17 protein-coding genes and 1 pseudogene are annotated in these 19772 nt (G+C 41.1%); 9 read left to right on the top strand and 9 right to left on the bottom strand.

From position 1 onward, the window contains the following. Positions 1–320: 320 nt before the first annotated feature. Both AACQ81_RS08950 and AACQ81_RS08955 read right to left on the bottom strand, forming a co-directional pair. Positions 321–2069 (bottom strand): acyl-CoA dehydrogenase family protein, encoded by a 1749-nt coding sequence (locus AACQ81_RS08950; protein ID WP_237386982.1) that lies wholly within the window; start codon positions 2067–2069, stop codon positions 321–323. 778 nt (positions 2070–2847) lie between these two features. Then, the gene (locus AACQ81_RS08955) at positions 2848–3513 is read right to left on the bottom strand and encodes a 7-cyano-7-deazaguanine/7-aminomethyl-7-deazaguanine transporter (RefSeq protein ID WP_237386983.1); all 666 of its coding nucleotides are present in this window, start codon (positions 3511–3513) and stop codon (positions 2848–2850) included. Between the two features lie 170 nt (positions 3514–3683). Here AACQ81_RS08955 and tusA point away from each other — a divergent pair, with 170 nt between their 5' ends. Then, complete coding sequence (gene tusA, locus AACQ81_RS08960) at positions 3684–3938, top strand: sulfurtransferase TusA (protein ID WP_237386984.1); 255 nt, start codon at positions 3684–3686, stop codon at positions 3936–3938. Between the two features lie 209 nt (positions 3939–4147). On the opposite strand, the gene AACQ81_RS08965 is transcribed toward tusA, so the two are convergent. The 4 genes from AACQ81_RS08965 to rsmD all read right to left on the bottom strand — a co-directional run bounded on the left by AACQ81_RS08965 (position 4148) and on the right by rsmD (position 8324). Then, positions 4148–6388 (bottom strand): zinc/cadmium/mercury/lead-transporting ATPase, encoded by a 2241-nt coding sequence (locus AACQ81_RS08965; protein WP_237386985.1) that lies wholly within the window; start codon positions 6386–6388, stop codon positions 4148–4150. A 193-nt stretch (positions 6389–6581) separates the two neighbouring features. Further along, positions 6582–7208, bottom strand: a complete 627-nt coding sequence (locus AACQ81_RS08970; RefSeq protein WP_237386986.1) for a lysoplasmalogenase — start codon at positions 7206–7208, stop codon at positions 6582–6584. Between the two features lie 226 nt (positions 7209–7434). After that, positions 7435–7704 (bottom strand): DUF1145 family protein, encoded by a 270-nt coding sequence (locus AACQ81_RS08975; RefSeq protein WP_092548321.1) that lies wholly within the window; start codon positions 7702–7704, stop codon positions 7435–7437. Between the two features lie 29 nt (positions 7705–7733). Continuing rightward, positions 7734–8324 (bottom strand): 16S rRNA (guanine(966)-N(2))-methyltransferase, encoded by a 591-nt coding sequence (rsmD, locus tag AACQ81_RS08980; RefSeq protein ID WP_237386987.1) that lies wholly within the window; start codon positions 8322–8324, stop codon positions 7734–7736. Positions 8325–8555: 231 nt separating this feature from the next. Between rsmD and ftsY the strand changes: the two genes are divergently transcribed. From ftsY to AACQ81_RS09010, 6 genes are all read left to right on the top strand, one after another. Next, positions 8556–9821, top strand: a complete 1266-nt coding sequence (gene ftsY, locus AACQ81_RS08985; protein WP_237386988.1) for a signal recognition particle-docking protein FtsY — start codon at positions 8556–8558, stop codon at positions 9819–9821. Positions 9822–9827: 6 nt separating this feature from the next. Further along, complete coding sequence (gene ftsE / locus AACQ81_RS08990; RefSeq protein WP_237386989.1) at positions 9828–10493, top strand: cell division ATP-binding protein FtsE; 666 nt, start codon at positions 9828–9830, stop codon at positions 10491–10493. Next, positions 10486–11466 (top strand): permease-like cell division protein FtsX, encoded by a 981-nt coding sequence (gene ftsX, locus AACQ81_RS08995; protein ID WP_237386990.1) that lies wholly within the window; start codon positions 10486–10488, stop codon positions 11464–11466. The genes ftsE and ftsX overlap by 8 nt, the downstream gene beginning before the upstream one ends. A gap of 213 nt (positions 11467–11679) precedes the next feature. After that, on the top strand, positions 11680–12534 hold the full coding sequence (gene rpoH / locus AACQ81_RS09000; RefSeq protein WP_237386991.1) for an RNA polymerase sigma factor RpoH: 855 nt from the start codon (positions 11680–11682) through the stop codon (positions 12532–12534). A 55-nt stretch (positions 12535–12589) separates the two neighbouring features. Beyond that, complete coding sequence (locus AACQ81_RS09005; protein ID WP_237386992.1) at positions 12590–12772, top strand: hypothetical protein; 183 nt, start codon at positions 12590–12592, stop codon at positions 12770–12772. Positions 12773–12784: 12 nt separating this feature from the next. After that, positions 12785–13918 (top strand): glycerate kinase, encoded by a 1134-nt coding sequence (locus tag AACQ81_RS09010; protein ID WP_237386993.1) that lies wholly within the window; start codon positions 12785–12787, stop codon positions 13916–13918. A gap of 247 nt (positions 13919–14165) precedes the next feature. Here AACQ81_RS09010 and AACQ81_RS09015 read toward each other — a convergent pair whose 3' ends face one another. After that, positions 14166–15341, bottom strand: coding sequence for an MFS transporter (locus tag AACQ81_RS09015; protein ID WP_237386994.1), 1176 nt, complete (start codon positions 15339–15341; stop codon positions 14166–14168). 171 nt (positions 15342–15512) lie between these two features. Between AACQ81_RS09015 and AACQ81_RS09020 the strand changes: the two genes are divergently transcribed. Continuing rightward, a complete protein-coding gene (locus AACQ81_RS09020; RefSeq protein WP_237386995.1) occupies positions 15513–15983 on the top strand; it encodes a MarR family transcriptional regulator in 471 nt (156 codons plus the stop codon). 106 nt (positions 15984–16089) lie between these two features. Here the strand turns inward: AACQ81_RS09020 and AACQ81_RS09025 are convergent, their stop codons facing one another. Then, positions 16090–16392 (bottom strand): helix-turn-helix domain-containing protein, encoded by a 303-nt coding sequence (locus AACQ81_RS09025; RefSeq protein WP_237386996.1) that lies wholly within the window; start codon positions 16390–16392, stop codon positions 16090–16092. A gap of 1595 nt (positions 16393–17987) precedes the next feature. Here AACQ81_RS09025 and AACQ81_RS09030 point away from each other — a divergent pair. Beyond that, positions 17988–18608, top strand: a pseudogene (locus AACQ81_RS09030) (terminase TerL endonuclease subunit); the annotation flags it as partial. 579 nt (positions 18609–19187) lie between these two features. Here the strand turns inward: AACQ81_RS09030 and AACQ81_RS09035 are convergent. Further along, the gene (locus tag AACQ81_RS09035; RefSeq protein ID WP_237386997.1) at positions 19188–19619 is read right to left on the bottom strand and encodes a hypothetical protein; all 432 of its coding nucleotides are present in this window, start codon (positions 19617–19619) and stop codon (positions 19188–19190) included. Positions 19620–19772: the final 153 nt, after the last annotated feature.

Here is a 19772-nt window from a genome sequence, read left to right on the forward strand (position 1 = left end):
CCTTCTTCACTGGAAACGAGTTCACTGAGAACTGAGTATGGAGTGTCACCATACAGGGGTATCGCAGGCTACGAATTGCATCATATATACCTTATATCTTGAAATCCAATGGGTATAGAAGTGTGTGTTTACCTGCTCACCAACACTATACGGCAAAATATCCAGAGAAGTTATGAGTAAAAGCAGGAATTGACTCTTTTCCCACCTGGACAGTGATCATGGCTCTCATTGTGTCTGGTTCCTGCTATAATTGAATCCAGGCTATTTAGCCTGGAAAAGTACCTCAAGAATAGGGAGTGTTTTTCTTCTTATGCAGATAACTAATTTTTTAACTGATCGTGATTTCCGGCATACCAACCTATATAGTCATTGCTTGATATGGGGGTTTCAATTCCTGACTTGTCCATTTCAAAATCGTAAATATAGTCGTTTATTATTTCCGTATGATCGCGAATATATGTTATGTGTCTTTCATTTAACTTTTTAGATTCTTGTATGTTAATGATTTCACTTATCAGAAGATCACGCATAGAACGGTGGATCCAGTTGAGAAGATAACCCTCAAGAATCATCCCGATATCGTCGGTGTTATATGAATCAGTGATTGTAGTTACAACGGCTAAAATGGCATATGTTTGGCTGAGAGTCAGAAAATCGTTGCTGTTTTTATTGATAATATCGAGAGTTATTTTTTTATTATCGTGTCCAGTTAATTTTTTAAGTTTATTTAATAGATGATTGGCATAATCAATAAGAATGGAAAGCAAATCATGCTCAATGTTTGTGCCGCTATTTTTCAGTCCATTAGTCAGGATCATCTCCCCTGCCTTCAGGGAGAGAACAAGATTATCACCTTCCGCAGTAATCGTGCCAAAATTGGAGATTAAATACTGGGGTATTTTATTGATGGAGAATAATCCATGGGCACCACAGCGTTCACGGCAATTAATCAGTATCTCTTGTGTACGCCAGGTAAATAATGATTTTATCGAGATTATCTCAACGAGTAACTCATCGGAGATTTTAAAGTTGTTAGTCGATTCTGACAGTAGGATTGAAATTTTTTTTGTCAGTTTTCTTAAATATAGAGTGTGAGCTATGGTAGTCAGTGTATCCCATGCGATACTTTCTTTAAAGTGACAGTAGTTGAGGGCTGGCATTGCACCAGAGTAACCGAAAGTCTGCCGTTTACTTCCATAGGTACTGGTAATATAAAGTGCTGATTTAGCTGCCCCGACTGAACAGATGGACATGCAGATTTTCCCGGTATGTATCCGATTGGTAATTAATGCAAATCGCTCTTTTAATTTCTTAACATGCAATGATATCTGACCATTTCGATCTAATGTCATTAGATTGCCTGCAAGCAGCCCTTCAAACGGAATTTCAACGTTATCAAAAGAAGTGATAGCGTTATCAAGATAGAATCCGGGTTTATCGCTTAGTGGCGTTATTTTAACCCCTTTAGTTAACTTGTCATTGATTGACAGAGGTAATACAAATGGGAAAATACCATATTTTCTGTTGGCTACATTAAGTTGGGCATACACCACTGCGATTTTGGGTAATTCACACGATACCGTATTAGGCATAAATTTATAGGCATTCGGATTAGGTGAATTAAGGATAAAAATGCCTTTTTCCGGGAGATAAGTAGCTTGCGTTTCCAGGTTTATCAGGTTATTGCCATATGCTAATTCAGTTGCCAGATAGACCCCAATTGCATTCCCTGAACAAAGTTTCTGGTAAAGTTCTTCTATATATGGCGTTCGCTTATTTAAATTGGCAATAGTACCGATAGTCAGATTAAAATGGATTGATAACATAGAAGCTACAGCACTATCATGGATAGCGACAAATTCATGAAGCTCAGCCAGTTTATCAAATGAAGTTATATCAATATTATTATTTTTGATATAGCAAAGTAGTTTTATAAATTTCTTTACTGATGCCTGATATGTGTTACTGTTGGTTTTAAGTATCTTTGTAATTCCATCAGATAGTTTTATATTGCTTATTCCTAAATAATTACTTATTTTTAGTGGAGAACTAGGTGCAGGCCGATTCATTTGATTGAAACCTCATTTTTTCACGGAAAAGACAGATGTACTTTTTCTTTTTAAGACTGCGTTTTTCAAGATTTTTTATATCATCCTTAGTTTTATTTGGTACAAGAATATATACCGAATAGATTTTAAAATGCCCATTAGTGGAAATAAAATCAATCGCATACCGTGACCTGAGTGAATTGGTCCAGATAATTAAAGAGACAATTTGAAAGACTAAAGGTATAGATTCTCTATCTAAGATTATACTCTAAACTTCAATTTCCCGGTCATGAGATGCAATCAGATTATTAACTTTCCGCACCACGGAGAAATAATAAATGCATCTTGAAGTATGGAGAGTATATTGGAAAAATATTTTTAACGATATATTTAAAATATCATGGGATGACTCAATAAATATTATTGTGGCAATCTATTCCATAGGTTTTTTTATCATTGAGGAAGAAAATAACCATATATACACTTTATAAACTTTAAGTTGCAGCTTGTAAGATGAAAGCAGACTATTATTCCCTCGCGTTGTCTGCTCTTAGTCTCTGAAATGTGGCTAATAGGATAGTCTCGTTGCGGAGAGATAATAAATGCATCCTGAAGTACGGCAGGTAGAATGTCAATATAATAATTGGCTAAATTTCATCCAGAATGCTTTTAAGGTCTTGCATCGTAAGGCAGAGCAAAACAGAGCAAAACATGGACTGTAATATGAATTCTGATTTGAAGTGTGCGTTTGAAATATCGGAATTTTTCCCCCTCTCGATTTAGAGAGGGAATGGCTATATCAGGCTTGAGGCAGAATATTCTTTTCTGTTCCAGAGAAAAAATATTTTATTATTAAATTCAACATAAATCCGTAAGCAGGCAGGAAAAAAAGCATACAGATAAATAGCTTGAACGCATAATCCACCAAAGCAATTTCTACCCAATGTGTTGCCATGAACGCATCGGTACTGCGGTAAAAGGCAATAAAGAAAAAGGCCAGTGTATCGAGCATATTACCGAAAAACATGGCGGTAGCCGGCGCTATCCACCAGCGGTGTTGTTGGCGCAGTCGGTTGAAGACACTAACATCCAATATCTGTCCAAGGACATAGGCCATAAAGCTGGCTGCTGCAATACGGGCGACAAACAGGTTGAACGTTCCCAATGCTTCGAATCCCTGCCATGTTCCCTGAAAAAATAGCGCTGAAATCAGGTAAGAGATCAGTAATGCGGGAAGCATCACGGAGATAATGATCCGTCGAGCCAATGGCGCACCATAAATCCGCACAGTCAGATCAGTTGCCAAGAAGATAAAGGGAAATGTAAATGCTCCCCAAGTGGTGTGAAAACCAAAAATGGAAATGGGTAATTGCACCAGATAATTACTGGAAGTAATGATCAAAACGTGGAAGAGCGAAAGCCAGATCAATGCAGTGATCCGCTGTTGTGGGGTCAATTGGAACATATTGTACCTTTTTGCTGAATGGGGTGAGGGAACCCAAAAAAATAAACGTGCCTGAAAGATCAGGGAGATAAATCATACTCGTCTTGCGAAACAAAAGTAAAGTACGGTAGTTGACGATATTTTGTAATATAATCCACCGCCATAGATTGTTTGAACTTACAGAGATTTTTATGTCAGATATTTTTGCCAATCCTGACAAAACGCTTGATACGTCAGGATTACGTTGCCCAGAGCCTGTAATGATGGTGCGTAAGACCGTCCGCCATATGACTGCGGGTCAGACGTTATTGATCATCGCGGATGATCCGGCGACAACCCGTGATATTCCAGGGTTTTGTCGTTTTATGGATCATGCGTTGGTGGCGCAGGAAATAGTGCAAACACCTTATCGGTATCTGCTCAGAAAAAACGAAAATATTGGATAATTGAGAAAATACAAAGCGGTTTTCTGGCAGAAAAAAGCAAGCATGCTATGCTTTAAATATGGCAGTTAGTTTCGACTTATTAGTTTACTGAATGCCATATTTCCTTTTTCCTTAATAGCAATTTTTAGTAATTGTAATTTTGAAAAGGTGCAAGGTATGCACCTTTTCGATTTGTTCTTTTTTCTATCAGCAGTTCCACCTGCTATTTATCACTTCTGCGACTTTATTCTCAACAGCCGGACAGCGTTGGCGGTGACCAGCGCGGTAGCACCGGAATCAGCCAGAACTGCCATCCATAGCCCAGTGATACCCAATAGACTCGTGATAAGGAATATTGCCTTTAAACCCAGCGCAATGGTGATATTCTGGCGGATATTGTAATGGGTGGTCCGGGACAGAGCGATAATTTCAGGTAATCCGGTCAGACGGTTATGTGTCAGAGCGGCATCGGCAGTTTCCAGAGCAACGTCAGTACCGCTGCCCATGGCGACACCGATACTGGCCGCTTTCATGGCTGGGGCATCGTTGATACCATCTCCGACCATCATAGTACGGTGTTTCTGGTTCAACTCAGTAACCGCTTTCACTTTATCTTCCGGCAATAACCCTGCACGATAATTTATTTCTAACTGACTGGCGATGGCCGCCGCCGCCCTGGGGTTGTCACCCGTTAACATAACCGCGTTTATACCTTGTTTTTTCAGGGTTCGGATGGCATCTATGGCACCCTGACGCAGAGTATCCTGCATGGCAATCAAGCCCATAAATTGCTCATCCTGCGTGACTGCAACCGCAGTTTTGCCACTGCTTTCCAGTTCGGTGACCCTTTGTTTCCATTCAGAAGACAAGGTATTTTCGGGTAATCGTGCAGGAGCGGTGACCAAAACTCTCTTCCCTGACAATTGCCCTTCAACTCCAATCCCTGCAAGCGCTTTGCGGTGTTCGGCCTCAATAATTGTCACTCCTTTGCTTTCAGCCGCGTTAAGGATAGCTTTGGCCAATGGGTGGTGAGAACCGCTTTCTACGGCACCAGCCAGCGCCAGTAGGCTTTCCGTATTGATGCTTGCTACTGGCTCAATCTCAGTAACCTGTGGTTTACCTTCGGTCAGTGTGCCGGTTTTATCCAGTGCGATTGTCGTTATTGCCCCAAGTTGCTCTAATGCTGCTCCACCCTTGATGAGGGAACCTCGGCGGGTTGCCGCTGCCAGAGCGGAAGTAATTGCTGCGGGAGTAGAGATAACCAAAGCACAAGGACAGCCAATCAGTAGCAGAGTCAGACCACGGTAGATCCACGTTTCCCACGATCCGGCAAAGAACAGAGGCGGAATTAGCACGACTAATGCTGAGAATAAGATAATCAGTGGAGTATAGATACGGCTGAATCGGTCGATAAAGCGTTCGATAGGTGCACGACGTTCTTCTGCCTCTTCAATCAATTGGAGAATACGATCAATTGCGTTGTGTCCTGGTTCAGAGACTACCTTCATCTGTACGGCACTATCGACAGAAAGACAGCCAGCAGCGACTTTTTCTCCTTGATGCCGTTCAACGGGAATAGATTCACCAGTTAGGGCACTTTCGTCAAAACTGGCAAATGGACTGAGTAATTCCGCATCGGTGGGTAAACGGGCACCAGGCGCAATCTCAATAATGTCGCCGGGACGCAGATCGGCAGCCGATACGGTTTTTTTATTGCCATCCTTAACCAATAAGGCTTGATCGGGGACTAAGGCCATCAAAGTACTGACACCGCGACGAGCCCGCCCGGCAGCATAAGATTCCAGAACCTCCCCTAATTTAAACAGTAAAATGACCATTGCGGCTTCGGCGGTGGCATCAATGAACAAGGCACCAATGGCAGCAACACTCATTAATGTTTCAATGGCAAAAGGTGTACCTGAACGAATAAGTTTGACGGCTTTAATCGCAACCGGATATAACCCGATTAGCGTGGTAATGATGAAAGCAATTTGCCCTGCGGGGGTATTGACTGTTGATATCCCCCAGCTGATGAGCATCAAGGCAGTGAGGATCAGGATCGGAGAGAATGTTTTCCAATGATTGGCGGCTGGAGGTAGCTTGGATATTGCATCCGTTGCCTTAATTTCAAAGCCGGCCTGTTTTACGGCTTGTTCAACGGCAGCACGAATATCAACATCAGAATCGACCACCAGTTTTTCTGTTGTAAACAGTACCTTGACCTGTTTAGCCTCCGGAAGTTTGTTTACGGCATTCTCGATTTTTCCTGCGCAACTCGGGCAATCCATACCTTGGATAATCCAGTTAAAGCGTTGATTGGCTGTTAATTCGAGTGGAGTCGTATCCTGTATGGCATGAGCATGATCGTGTGAACAATGCGCACCATCATGGGTGTGGTGATGCTCTTCTTCTTTCTGAGAAGGCAAAGAATTGTGTTCTGATTGCTTATGTTTTCGGGTTGTGGGGGACATAGGCGACCTCTCAAATAGAGTGAATTCTGACTAGTTGAGATTAACTCTACACTCTAGAGTTCACTCTAGAGTCAAACCCGATAAGAGGAATTTTTTTGATAATTTGTGCGATTTCATGATGGAATTTCATTATCAACGTCCTTCCTCTTGGTGCCGTTTGCTCCTTAAGATTTTACGTAATGAGATGAAAAAATTACAAGAACAGCGAACGAATAATCAAAAAGTGCCCTATAAAACCACAGGCAGCCACAATCGCTTTTGATAAATTAAAGGGGAAACGATATCGATCAATAATATTGATGCAATGCGCAAGGAGTAACAGGCCTGCCCCCGCCATAATAGAAAAGCGGTTTTCATTGCCGAGTGCAAAATATTGTTCTCCGGCGACCCAAACCATCAATAGTGCCATAATAAAGCTATCTATTATCCGCCAGCGCATATTATCAAGGCGGGTCCAGACAACGAGAATAACTGCGATGCCAACAGCCAGTAAGATGAGTGGAAGCGGGAAGAAGAAACTGAAGCCCATGTGTAAGGCAAAGCTGATGGTATATAACAAGTAACTCAGGAACAGCGTGATAAATGAGAACAGTAGATATTTACTTGGGAGCATTCGGATCGCATCAGAAAGCAAAGCTGTGAGAAGACCTGCAATAATGAGATAACCTGAAGCTTCAAGATTAGGAGCCTGACATGCCCACAATAACAAAAGCAGCATCGTGACAGGACGGAAAACCCATTGCTGCCAGTTGGTGCCACGATAGGCAGCATCAATATATAACCATCCAGAGAAAAACACAGCAAGAAATGGCCAACTCATATTTTTCCTTTCCTTAATTTTCAATACCCGTTTTATCAGGCAGTTACTATTTATGATGGGATTGGTGTGGAGAGTATACCGATTTTCAATATTAATTCGCTATTAACGAATAGATAACGTTTTATTATCAAAAGCAAAGAACGTCAATGAGTAATTATAGAACTACTGATTGACGTTCTTTGTTATTGTTTCCAATAGAAGGTTAAAAATAAACCACTGGTGGGGGTTATTTTTTTTCTCGCTGCTGCTTTTTCTGCCAAGCCAATAATTCAAAAACACCGAAAAAGAAAATTTTGGTTTGAAGAATAGTAGACAGTTTTTGCTCTTTAGGCTGAGAATGCTTTAGCAGTAATAACTGAAAAGAATGCATTACTGCTGTGAATATCATGGCGATATCCATAAAATATCTCAATGGCTTAGGGAACGGGTGAAATAAATTGAAGATCATGATCCCCCAAACAAAAACCATGAGAACTCTTCCTAATTGAATAAACATCATTGACTCCAAAGTAGTGTTTAATCGGGTCAGACACCAGATTGGTGGTGGCGAATATACAATCGGTAAGCAACTTGCCCAGAGATTTTTTCCTTGTGCAGTTGCCAGGTCGCGGGAACTTCTGTCGCAGCAGATTCAGATTCTGCCTCAACATAAATCCAGCTTTCTGCCGCCAGCCAGCCATTACTTTCCAATAAACGGATTGTCTCAGTAAGCATTCCCTTACGAAATGGGGGATCAAGAAAAACCACATCAAATGGTGCTCCTGCCTTACTAAGATATTGTAGAGCATTATCTTGCACAACTTCGGCATTTTCAGCATTCAGCAAGGCTAAATTAGACGATAGTTGTGTGGCCACATGGCGATCATATTCAATTAAAGTTGCGTGTTTTGCGTAACGAGACAAAGCCTCGAATCCGAGTGCTCCGCTGCCTGAAAAACAATCGAGACAACGAGCTTCCTGAATAATAGGCATAAGCCAGTTAAAGAGCGTTTCACGGACTCGATCAGTCGTTGGACGTAGACCGTCACTATCAGGAACCGGCAATTTTCTCCCGCGCCATTTACCGCCAATAATACGGATTTGTCCCAATGACGCACGTTGTGGTTTTTTAGCCATAATTTACATAATTTAAATATTTGTCATCCAACGCGATTAAATAATATTTGGCGGAGACAAAGAGTGAATGAAAATGAAGAAACCGATTGATTAATTTACCACGAAATCCGTGATAGATATGTGTTGTGGTGTGATGAAAATGTTAGACTGAATTTTATCACCGTTAGAACCTATCTCAGTGGGCATATTTATTGATAACGCCATAATTAACCGCGAGGAGTGTAGTGGCCGATGGCAAAAGAGAAAAAAAAAGGTTTCTTCTCTTGGTTTGGACTTGGTCGTCAAGAGAAGAAACAAGAAGAAGAACAAGCTGAACAAGAACGATTAGCTGCGGAAGAAGCCGAACAGCAACGTTTAACGGAAGAAACTGCCCGCCGGGCAGCCGAAGAAGCCGAACAGCAACGTTTAACGGAAGAAACTGCCCGCCGGGCAGCCGAAGAAGCCGAACAGCAACGTTTAACGGAAGAAGCTGTCCGCCGGGCAGCCGAAGAAGCCGAACAGCAGCGTTTAGCGGAAGAAGCCGCCCGTCAGGCCGAGGAGCAAACTGCATTACCTAAAGAACAGGAACGCCCAACCAAAGAAAGCTTCTTTGCTCGTTTGAAGCGCAGTCTAGTTAAAACCCGCCAGAATTTTGGCTCCGGTTTTTTAGGATTATTCCGTGACAAGAAAATTGACGATGATTTGTTTGAAGAGTTGGAAGAACAGCTACTGATTGCGGATGTGGGTGTCGAAACCACCCGCAAGATCACCACAAGTCTGACAGCTCACGCCAGCCGTAAAGAATTGAAAGATGCAGAAGCGCTTTACTCTAAACTGAAAGAAGAGATGTCAGACATTCTGACGAAAGTTGATAAGCCTTTGGAGATTGAAGGTAAATCACCTTACGTCATTCTGATGGTGGGAGTAAATGGTGTCGGCAAAACAACTACCATTGGTAAATTAGCGCGCCAATACCAATCTCAGGGCAAGTCCGTCATGCTGGCAGCAGGGGATACTTTCCGTGCAGCGGCAGTAGAGCAGTTGCAGGTTTGGGGTGAGCGCAACAAAATTCCTGTTATTTCTCAGCATACGGGAGCAGATCCTGCTTCAGTGATTTTTGATGCCATCCAATCAGCCAAGGCCAAAGGTGTAGATATCTTGATCGCTGATACCGCAGGGCGCTTGCAGAACAAATCTCACTTGATGGAAGAGCTGAAAAAAATCGTTCGTGTGATGAAAAAACTGGACGAAGAGGCTCCACATGAAATTATGCTGACACTGGATGCCAGCACAGGTCAGAACGCAGTAAGTCAGGCTAAACTATTCCATGAAGCGGTGGGATTAACGGGTATTTCACTGACCAAACTGGATGGGACTGCGAAAGGTGGTGTTATCTTCGCCATTGCCGACCAATTTGAGATCCCAATCCGCTACATTGGTGTAGGGGAAGGTATTGAAGATCTCCGTCCATTTAAGGCAGACGATTTTATTGAGGCTCTTTTTGCCAGAGAGGATTAATTATAAATGATTCGCTTTGAACAGGTCAGTAAAGCCTATCTGGGAGGCCGGCAAGCGCTTCAAGGGGTGGATTTTCACCTGCTTCCAGGGGAAATGGCATTTTTAACCGGTCATTCAGGGGCCGGTAAAAGTACGCTTTTAAAACTTATCTGTGGTATCGAACGTCCCAGCGCAGGCCATATTTGGTTTGCTGGTCATGACATCAGTCGATTGAAGTCGCGTGAACTCCCTTTTTTGCGTCGCCAGATCGGTATGATTTTTCAGGATCATCATCTACTGCTGGATCGTACAGTATACGAGAATGTAGCCATGCCTCTGATTATATCAGGGGCAAGTGCTGAGGATATTCGCCGGCGGGTATCTGCGGCACTGGATAAAGTCGGCTTACTGGACAAAGCGAAAAATTTTCCCATCCAGCTTTCCGGGGGTGAACAGCAGCGAGTTGGTATTGCCCGTGCTGTTGTGAACAAACCCACTGTTTTGCTGGCGGATGAGCCGACAGGAAATCTGGATGGTGAATTATCTGAGGGGATCATGCGCCTGTTTGAAGAATTTAACCGCGTTGGCGTGACGGTGTTGATGGCTACCCATGACACCACCCTTATTGAACGAAGAAACTGCCGTATCCTGACTTTGAATCAGGGGCGTATGCAAGGAGGGCAACATGGTTAAACATGTCCGTCATGCAGCGAAAAAAACGCAGCCCCCCAAACCTAAGTCCAGGTCATTGAAAGGTGGATGGCGTGTGCAGTGGCGCTATGCGTGGAAAAGTACTCTGTCAGATATGTTGCGCCAGCCGTTGGCAACATTGTTGATTATCATGGTGATTGCCATTTCGTTGACTTTACCAAGCGTATTTTACATCGTTTGGAAAAATGTGAATCAGGCGGTGGTACAGTGGTATCCTATCCCACAACTGACAGTCTATCTGGATAAGTCCCTGAATGACAATAGCGCAAAAAAAGTTATTGAGCAGCTGAAAGGCACGGATGGCGTCAAATCGGTGAATTATCTTTCCCGTGAAGAAGCAGTAAATGAATTCCGTGCGTGGTCGGGATTTGCTAATGCGCTGGATCTGTTGGAAGAAAACCCTTTGCCGGCAGTTGCCATTATCTCTCCCAAACTGAATTTTCAAGACCCGCAGGTATTGACGGTTTTGCGTGATCAGGTTGCCCAGATTAAAGGCATTGAAGAAGTCAAGATGGATGACAGTTGGTTTGATCGCCTGACCTCGTTGACTGCGCTGATTGGACAGATTGCTGCCGTAATCGGCATCTTGATGGTGGTTGCGCTGCTTTTGGTTATTGGTAATAGTGTTCGGCTGAGTATTTTCAGCCGTCGTGAAACAATTAACGTGATGAAACTGATTGGTGCGACGGATGGCTTTATTCTGCGCCCTTTCCTCAACGGCGGTGCTTTGCTGGGGATTATGGGAGCTATTTTTTCCCTGATCCTTTCATCCTTATTAGTGTGGAAACTTTCCAATGTTGTCATGGAAGTGGCGGGAGTGTTTGGGACGAGTTTTAAATTGTATGGATTGGGATGGGATGAAGCACTATTGTTAGTCCTTGTTTCAGGAATGATAGGTTGGATTGCTGCATGGTTTGCAACAATTCAGCACTTACGTCGTTTTAGGCCGGAATAAGAATATTTGTTGGTTTTCAGGTGAACTTTTCGGCTTAATCGCTGTCCAAATGACAGTGACAATTTTGTATCGATACCTACACAAATTTGACGATTTGAATATGATCTCTATGATGGTAAAATAGACGTATCTTTGTGCTTGAATAAACCTTATGGGTTGATTCAGACAAATTTGAAAGGCCATCAATTTGGATCTGATTTTGAGAGAATTTGAATGACAAAAGAAATGCAAACTTTGGCATTAGTTCCACAAGGTAGTTTGGAAGGGTACATACGTGCTTCCAATGCTTATCCTATGCTCACCGCAGAGGAAGAGAAGGAACTGGCAGAAAGACTGCATTACCAGGGAGATCTGGATGCAGCGAAAAAGCTGATTCTTTCTCACCTGCGCTTCGTTGTTCATGTTGCTCGCAGTTATGCCGGTTATGGTCTGCCACAGGCGGATTTAATTCAGGAAGGTAATATTGGCCTGATGAAAGCTGTTCGCCGATTTAATCCAGAAGTGGGCGTGCGCCTAGTTTCTTTTGCTGTTCACTGGATTAAGGCAGAAATCCATGAATATGTATTGCGTAATTGGCGTATTGTGAAAGTTGCAACGACAAAAGCTCAGCGCAAGCTGTTCTTTAATTTGCGCAAGGCTAAACAACGTTTGGGATGGTTCAATCGGGATGAAGTCGAGCTGGTGGCCAAAGAATTGGGCGTAACCAGCAAAGATGTCCGAGAAATGGAATCCCGTATGTCAGCGCAGGATATGGCATTTGATATGTCTTCTGATGATGACAATGATAGCCAACCTGTAGCACCAGTGCTGTATTTGCAAGATAAGGCTTCTGACTTTGCCGATGGCATTGAAGAAGATAACTGGGAAAACCATGCTGCGGATAAACTTTCTGTAGCAATGGAAGGACTGGATGAACGTAGCCAAGACATCATTCGTGCTCGTTGGCTGGATGATGACAACAAAACCACCTTGCAGGAATTAGCAGATAAATATGGTGTGTCTGCTGAGCGTGTTCGACAGCTGGAAAAAAATGCAATGAAGAAATTGCGATTGGCTATTGAAGCGTAAGCACCCATACTCTTAATGATTAAAAGCGATAATTTTTTATCGCTTTTTTTATTTTATGGCAGCTATTTTCGCTCTGGTTATTACAATTTTGCTGCTGGCATTGCGTCCGGTTGCCAACGAAACATTGGTGGATTTTACCATCGCCTTCGTCTCAACCTTACTCTTTGAGGTATTAGTTTTCTTGCTGGCAAGAGCTATCAGGGAATATACGTCAAAGTACCGGGGAAATAGAGAATAGAGAAAATTTGTGATGAAAATTGTGATAGCGCCTGATTCATTTAAGGAAAGTCTGAGTGCCTTACAGGTGTCACTGGCGATCGAGCAGGGATTCCGGCAAATTTTCCCGCAAGCGGATTATATCAAGTTGCCTATGGCGGATGGCGGAGAAGGCACGGTGGACTCACTAGTCGCTGCGACAGGGGGAAAACGTATCTTATGTACAGTCACTGATCCCCTGGGGCAGCCCGTTGAAGCATTTTTTGGTTTACTGGGAGACAGGAAAACCGCAGTGATTGAAATGGCTGCTGCTTCAGGCCTGCATTTGGTGCCAATAGAACAACGCAATCCTCTTATAACGACAAGCTATGGCACGGGGGAACTCATTCTGTCTGCGCTGGAACACGGCGTGCAGAAACTGATTTTAGGTATTGGCGGCAGTGCGACCAACGATGGTGGCGCGGGAATGATGCAGGCACTTGGCGCAAATTTAATGGATGGGGACTGTCGTATACTGCCATTTGGTGGGGCAGCCTTAACTCGATTGGAGAGTATAGATTTAACAGGGCTTGATCCCCGCCTCAAACAACTTGAACTCATTGTCGCTTGTGACGTGAATAACCCCCTGTGTGGAGAATTAGGCGCATCAGCGGTGTTTGGTCCACAAAAAGGAGCAACGCCAGAAATGGTTAAAGCTTTGGATTCTGCGTTACACCATTATGGAATGAAGATTGAATCCCTGACCGGCAAAAATGTGATTGATGAAGCAGGTGCGGGAGCGGCAGGAGGGATGGGCGCTTCTTTATTGGGATGTTTGGAAGCGAGGTTGCGTTCAGGTATTGAGATTGTTATCGATACCTCGAAGCTGGAAGAAGCCATTCAGGGAGCGGATTTGGTCATCACGGGAGAAGGCCGCATGGATAGCCAGACCATACACGGAAAAACGCCCATCGGTGTTGCCCGTATTGCTAAAAAGTTTGGTATTCCTACAATCGCTTTGGTTGGAGGAATGAGCCGGGATTATGATGTTGTCCATCAACATGGGCTGGATGCGGTATTTTCCATTGTACCAGAGGCATGTTCTCTTTCTGATGCCCTTGCCAATGGTGCCGAGAATCTACGGGTAACGGCACGTAATGTTGCTGTGCTTTGGTCTATTTCCCATTGAATGATATGCTATTTTTTTAATCTCTTCACACAAGCGACAATTCATTTTGATATTATCAAAAACGACAAATTTCTTAATGAGTTTAACGTTATGAAATAGTTAAAAAACACAACAAAATCAATTGCAAAGCAGGGATAACCAAATAAATAGATTAAAGACCAAAGTAGTCTTGGTAGATTTTATTACGATGGCAATGTTGGCACTGACTTGGTTTATCCGCTATTTGTGTATTAGGTGCCCTTACGCTTTATCTCTGAGTCATGATACGGGTAAAAGTAATAGATAAGGCAAGTAACGCAGCCCCGACTAAAAATATCCATTCATAGTGATTATTGAACAACAAAAAACTCCCCACTATTGGGCCGGTCGCCATGCCCATATATCTGATGAAATTATAAAGCCCAATCACGGTAGCGCGCTCTTTCACAAACTTTGCGAGTAGTAATGTAGCGTGCGTAGGAGTTGATAGACCTAAAGTGAAACCGTACAACGCCGTGACAATAATGAGCGTAGGAATACCAAATTGATATGTCATGGAAAATAGGAAAATTATGGATAAATTCAGCAGACTGCTGATAATCAATGCATTTATATGAGAAAGCCGATGATGGATTAGACGATAGCTATAACTGCCAGCAATCATAGCTAATGACATCGGAATATACATCCAACCAATGTCAGCAGGGCTGAAATGGTATTCACTATTTAGGATAATGGGTAAAAAAGTCAGAAAGCAAAAATAACAATAGAACAGCATAAAGCTAACGAAAAAAACGGATTGCGCAATACGATCTGACAAAATAAGACGAAAATGAAAGGATCCCCTTTGAACATTTTCGGGTTGTCTGGGATTAGTTTCTGGCAACCAAAGCAAGTTACCGATGAATAATAGCCCGCCAATCACCGCGATAAACTGGAAAATAGCAACATATCCATTTAATTCAGCCAAGTAGCCGCCAAGTAATGGCCCAGAAGCTGGGGCAAGTGTAAGTAACATTTGATAGGAACTAATGGCCTTTGCACGATCCTGCCCTTTATACAGATCACCAATAATTGTTGCAGCAATAACAGGGATGGCGGCAATCCCGAGAGCCTGTATTACTCGAAAGAAAATCAGCCAATAGATATCGTGAGTCATAGCACAACCGATGGAGCCGATAACAGAAACCGCAAGGGCCGGGAGCAGAACAGCTTTACGCCCTTTACTGTCAGCGAGTGGGCCGTACACGATTTGCATAACAGCTAAAACAAATGTGAATGCTGACACAGTGAGATTAACTAAAGGCAGGGATGTGCCAAATAACTCTTTGATGGTGGGTATCAAAGGAGTATAGATATTCTGTGCAAGAGAACCTAATAGGGCACTAAAACACACCAGATAGAAAACCATTTTTATATTGCGAATTGAAGGATGCTGATTCATCTTTTTCTCCATATTGTTTCCAAGGAAACAATATGGAGATTAATAAATTGGTAGATTTTGTAAAGATCTTTTTTCGTCTTCTTTGCTATGATGTCGAAAATCGTTTCTTTAGAAAGTGTGCTCTTTGGGAAAAGAGTTCTTTGGAAAAATCGTTCTTTGGGAATAGTAGTAATGATTAACAGCACTGCTTGTCAACGTGAAATCCTTGCCGCCATTCACCACTTGATACATTTAAGAAATGATGTGAAGCAAGGGCATGATAAAGAGAAACTCCGGGAATATGGAATCAGTGATTATTCACTATCTGAATTGCATGTTATTCAGTGCATTGGAGAGTCGGGGTTATTAAACATCACGGCTATCAGCCAAGCGATGAAAATGACCAAAGGTGCTATCTCGAAAATTTGTGCAAAACTTATTCAACGTGTAATTCTTGAGAAACTGAAAATGGTGGATAACCAGAAAGAGAGCTATTTCAGTTTAACTATTGAAGGTAAGAAAGTATTTGTTGCCCATGAAAAATTACACCAACAGGCGGAAGCAAAATGGCTGCAAATACTGGAAAATTACTCAGTGGAAGAACAGCTGATCATCAAGCAATTTGTTCTGGATGTAGTTGAGGCGGTAGATCACTCCCGATAATAAAATGCGCTATGCAGCAATATTAACTGACAAGAGTCAGAAGCCTGAAAAATTTAGAATTAAATCAGCCTCATAACAGGCTTCTGACAAATTGATCTTGAGCCATTTAGCGGCCATTTTTTCCTATAATTGTCTCTGCAATGGGAATGTATTGATCCGTGAGTTTATTGACAGTACTGTCCTGTTTGCCACTCTTGCTACAAAAATCAAAAAACCAACTAATCGGGGTATCCAATATTGCTGCAATATCAACAAGATGAACTATGTTAATTCGGTTCGTTCCCCTTTCATAACGTGAAAGCTGTTGCTGACTAATACCAATTTGCTTTGCTAATGCTGTTGCCGTGATACCCAACTCTTTCCTTTTGGTCTGAATACGTTCTCCGACTAATAGGTTTGCGTCTTCCATATCTTATCCTTTATTTTTAATCAGTAAGTTATGGCGTTATCAAGGAGGATAATCCGGGGCTTGAAAATAGTTAGATTTTCACCCCGCTAGTTATTTGTAAAATAGAGCCTGCCTTGACGGGTTCACTACCGTTCATGGTATGCCTATTGTTACCACCTGATTCGCCGCTTCGTTTTCTGACATGCGTCTTGTTTTTTTAATGACATGACCTTTTTTATTAACGTGTTGTAAAAAACATCCCCTCACCGAGGTAAGGTGTGTTCTTCCATGATACGAGTCACGTTTCTCTGTTTTGTCGTTGTCTCTGCTGCGTCTTCTGGCTGATTTCCTGTTGCAGAATACACAACATTTTTGTTCCCCTTACATAAGAGATAACCAATATGCTCCTAATTTTTATCCCATGGGATTTGTATATAATTTAATTATTTTAATTTGTTGATTTTTAATGATTAAAATTAATTTAAATAAGATAAATATGCAAATTACAGTAAATTTATATCTAATCCTTTATTAATTTGCATCTTCTATTCTTATTGCTATCTTTTTTGGGGTTATAAACTGGACAAAATATATCAAACTGTAAACATAATCCTACATAATATAACCTAAGTCAAATTTCATTACATACTACAAACCATTCTATTTAAGCACTTATAATATATGAATTTTTTTTGTTATTCACATATTTTATTACATTGAAATAGTATTGATGTTTAAAAGTTGTTACTTGATACCAATCAGGTTACACAGGTCTAACCAGAATTAATATCCTTAAAGAGTTACATATCTAAAATTAAATTCTATCTCGTAATTATCATTCGGATTATAAATCTAAACTAGACAGTTTGATATAAAATGTTTTGTTTTTTAAAAAAATTTCATTGATTTTTCTTATATAAGTAGATTTTAATATTTTGGCGAATTATTAGCGGTAAATTACTAACTTTTCATCATAAATATCATTTATTATTATTTTTTCCACTTAATAGGCTTTTAATTAGCCAGTAATTTGATTCTACTCGCACTTTTGAGGTTTACTAAAACAAAGGGGTTTTCACTGCCTGATATAGGGTATTGGTTTTATTTTTTTAAATAAAACCAATACGATAGTTATGATTGTATGATGGGAGTGTTTTGCATCAAGCTGAATGTTTTTTCTTTGATAATTCATCCATAGAAATCATCGTATTGAATAGAGTTTTTACACTATGTCTCAATTAGAAGGGAAAAATACTGACTATCGTTACCGAGTTTCCAAAAACGCTATCCCCGTTAGGGTCGGCTTTTGAGTGGAATTGCAGACTACGAAAAGTATTTATGTAATAAAGCGGTAATTGAACTCGAATTTTATCTAATAAGGCGCTATTTTGTGGAAAAGGACATTTATACCCCTCTCTTTCAAGTTGTAGTTTTGTTGCCTCGTTTACTCATATAAACATATGGTCAGCTATGCTTCTTGGGATTAATGAGAGGCTCCTGACTTTCACCAGAGGCCAGCCCCTTTGGTTGGGCAAATTCGCTCCTTACGAATTTGTCGTCCCCTTGTTGCATGAACGCATGGGAGTAGTACGCTTTTGATATTGAAAATGGAAAACTCCGGACTGGAATTGTCTTCAACGAGCGGTATTACCAGTATCTGTTACACCTTCCCCGTGGACAATAAACTGCTATTATTGACTTGTCATTACCTGCCCGAAGCGCAGTTACAAAACCCCGCCAATAAGAATCGGCCATCTGTCGCCAGGGGGCACAAGTGGGCTGGATACGCACCATATAAGGTGATTACATGGTTATGACCGTATTGATGATAATATGCTCAGAGACAATCAGTACTTTGATATCAAGCTGGCGGGTTTCGACACATTGAACACCCCGCATCTAAGAACATAATTACAGGGTTCGGGTCTGGGCATTGAACCCTTCCCGCAAACCTATATGCGCTTTAGCCCCGTCGCCGAATCTGCCGACGTATTCGTTAACCGTAAGATTATTCTTTTTAACGGCGATCCGGTGCTTGCGTGGGCGATATCCAATATCGTAATGGAGACGGATGCTAACACTAATATCAAACCAAACAAGAAGAAATCGGTAAACAAGATAGACTCCCGATTGCGTTTCTGATGAGTTTTGGTACATGGCAGCTTGAGCATGAAGAGTTTGCGTTTAGCTTGAGTGAGGAACAGCGGCAGCGATTGAATAACTTTGATGGAATTTAGATAACCGATTGATTTTTTAATACCTGTGCAGTATAGGTATTAATGAAATCAAATATTCAAAAGGTTAGATATTGCACACATTTTTGGGATTAGTCTCTAGTTTATTTGACAGTATTCTGTATAAAAGTGCGACTAAATCGGACAATAAGATACTTTATAACTGTATCTTTATTATCTGCAAGACGGTTCTTGGTTATTAATAATCCAATATTTAATGAGGTGTATTATGACGAGTCAAGCAACAGACGAGTTGAAAGAAATTTACCAAAAAATCAGTAAGAAAATGGTTAAATTAATACCTTATCTAACGATTTTGTCCGGCATAATGGTATGGAGTTACTTAAATAATATTGGTAGGTTAGATTTACTAATGGACTCTTTTTCAATTAATATAGGATTGATTTCTTTATTAATATCTGCGGTAATTCTCTCTACTGCTATAGTTATAATCCTCATTCTACCTAGCTCCATACTTATTTCTCACTATTCCATATTTCCTGATGTAATTAAAAATCCAATATCTATGCCTTGGCTAGGTTGGGGGTGTTCAACTTTATTCTTAACATTAGTATTCCTTCCTCATGTTCCTTTTATTAAAAAAATAATTTCACCTCCTTCTGTATTACAGGTCATCGCTATAATAGCAACATTATCTTTGTTGATTTTTATATCAACTTCATTATTTAAGGGGAATTTTGAAAATAATAGTATTTTTGATAAGTTTAGAAAGGTAGGCCAAGTACTAGTAGCTACATTCACAATAGTATTCGCTACATTATCAATATCGCTTCCTGTTAGTTTGCTGTTAAAGAATAGTACAGGAGAGAAAACAATATCATTGCTAATAGCATTGGCTTTCATGATTGCATTTGCACTATCATCATTTCTTCCAGCAATGGTATATTTTAATGATATAAAAAACACTCCATCAAGTAGTGAAAACAGAAGTAAAATTCTATTAGCAAAGAAACTATCAATCGCTGTTATTTTAACCACAATAACCACATCCATTCTATTTCCTAATATAACCTCTACACTAAATAGCTTGTCAAAATGGTAGGAGTATCAAAGAAACTCGATCCTAAATTTGCGAAATTTTTGTTCCCAAAACGCAAAATCACAGAAAAAAGGATCGAGTCATGCTTATCATACCATCCACTTCCC

It is taken from the genome of Xenorhabdus sp. Sc-CR9, assembly GCF_963897815.1.
Lineage (GTDB): Bacteria > Pseudomonadota > Gammaproteobacteria > Enterobacterales > Enterobacteriaceae > Xenorhabdus.

Excerpts from the sequence above, each read along its gene's own strand:
- rsmD (WP_237386987.1), bottom strand. The coding sequence starts at position 8,324 with ATGGCTAAAAAACCACAACGTGCGTCATTGGGACAAATCCGTATTATT.
- AACQ81_RS09035 (WP_237386997.1), bottom strand. The coding sequence starts at position 19,619 with ATGGATGTGGTTATTGTGGTTAAAATAACAGCGATTGATAGTTTCTTT.
- AACQ81_RS08975 (WP_092548321.1), bottom strand. The coding sequence starts at position 7,704 with ATGTTTATTCAATTAGGAAGAGTTCTCATGGTTTTTGTTTGGGGGATC.
- AACQ81_RS09010 (WP_237386993.1), top strand. The coding sequence starts at position 12,785 with ATGAAAATTGTGATAGCGCCTGATTCATTTAAGGAAAGTCTGAGTGCC.
- tusA (WP_237386984.1), top strand. The coding sequence starts at position 3,684 with ATGTCAGATATTTTTGCCAATCCTGACAAAACGCTTGATACGTCAGGA.
- AACQ81_RS08955 (WP_237386983.1), bottom strand. The coding sequence starts at position 3,513 with ATGTTCCAATTGACCCCACAACAGCGGATCACTGCATTGATCTGGCTT.
- AACQ81_RS09020 (WP_237386995.1), top strand. The coding sequence starts at position 15,513 with ATGATTAACAGCACTGCTTGTCAACGTGAAATCCTTGCCGCCATTCAC.
- ftsE (WP_237386989.1), top strand. The coding sequence starts at position 9,828 with ATGATTCGCTTTGAACAGGTCAGTAAAGCCTATCTGGGAGGCCGGCAA.
- AACQ81_RS09025 (WP_237386996.1), bottom strand. The coding sequence starts at position 16,392 with ATGGAAGACGCAAACCTATTAGTCGGAGAACGTATTCAGACCAAAAGG.
- ftsY (WP_237386988.1), top strand. The coding sequence starts at position 8,556 with ATGGCAAAAGAGAAAAAAAAAGGTTTCTTCTCTTGGTTTGGACTTGGT.
- AACQ81_RS08965 (WP_237386985.1), bottom strand. The coding sequence starts at position 6,388 with ATGTCCCCCACAACCCGAAAACATAAGCAATCAGAACACAATTCTTTG.
- rpoH (WP_237386991.1), top strand. The coding sequence starts at position 11,680 with ATGACAAAAGAAATGCAAACTTTGGCATTAGTTCCACAAGGTAGTTTG.
- AACQ81_RS09005 (WP_237386992.1), top strand. The coding sequence starts at position 12,590 with ATGGCAGCTATTTTCGCTCTGGTTATTACAATTTTGCTGCTGGCATTG.
- AACQ81_RS08950 (WP_237386982.1), bottom strand. The coding sequence starts at position 2,069 with ATGAATCGGCCTGCACCTAGTTCTCCACTAAAAATAAGTAATTATTTA.
- ftsX (WP_237386990.1), top strand. The coding sequence starts at position 10,486 with ATGGTTAAACATGTCCGTCATGCAGCGAAAAAAACGCAGCCCCCCAAA.
- AACQ81_RS08970 (WP_237386986.1), bottom strand. The coding sequence starts at position 7,208 with ATGAGTTGGCCATTTCTTGCTGTGTTTTTCTCTGGATGGTTATATATT.
- AACQ81_RS09015 (WP_237386994.1), bottom strand. The coding sequence starts at position 15,341 with ATGAATCAGCATCCTTCAATTCGCAATATAAAAATGGTTTTCTATCTG.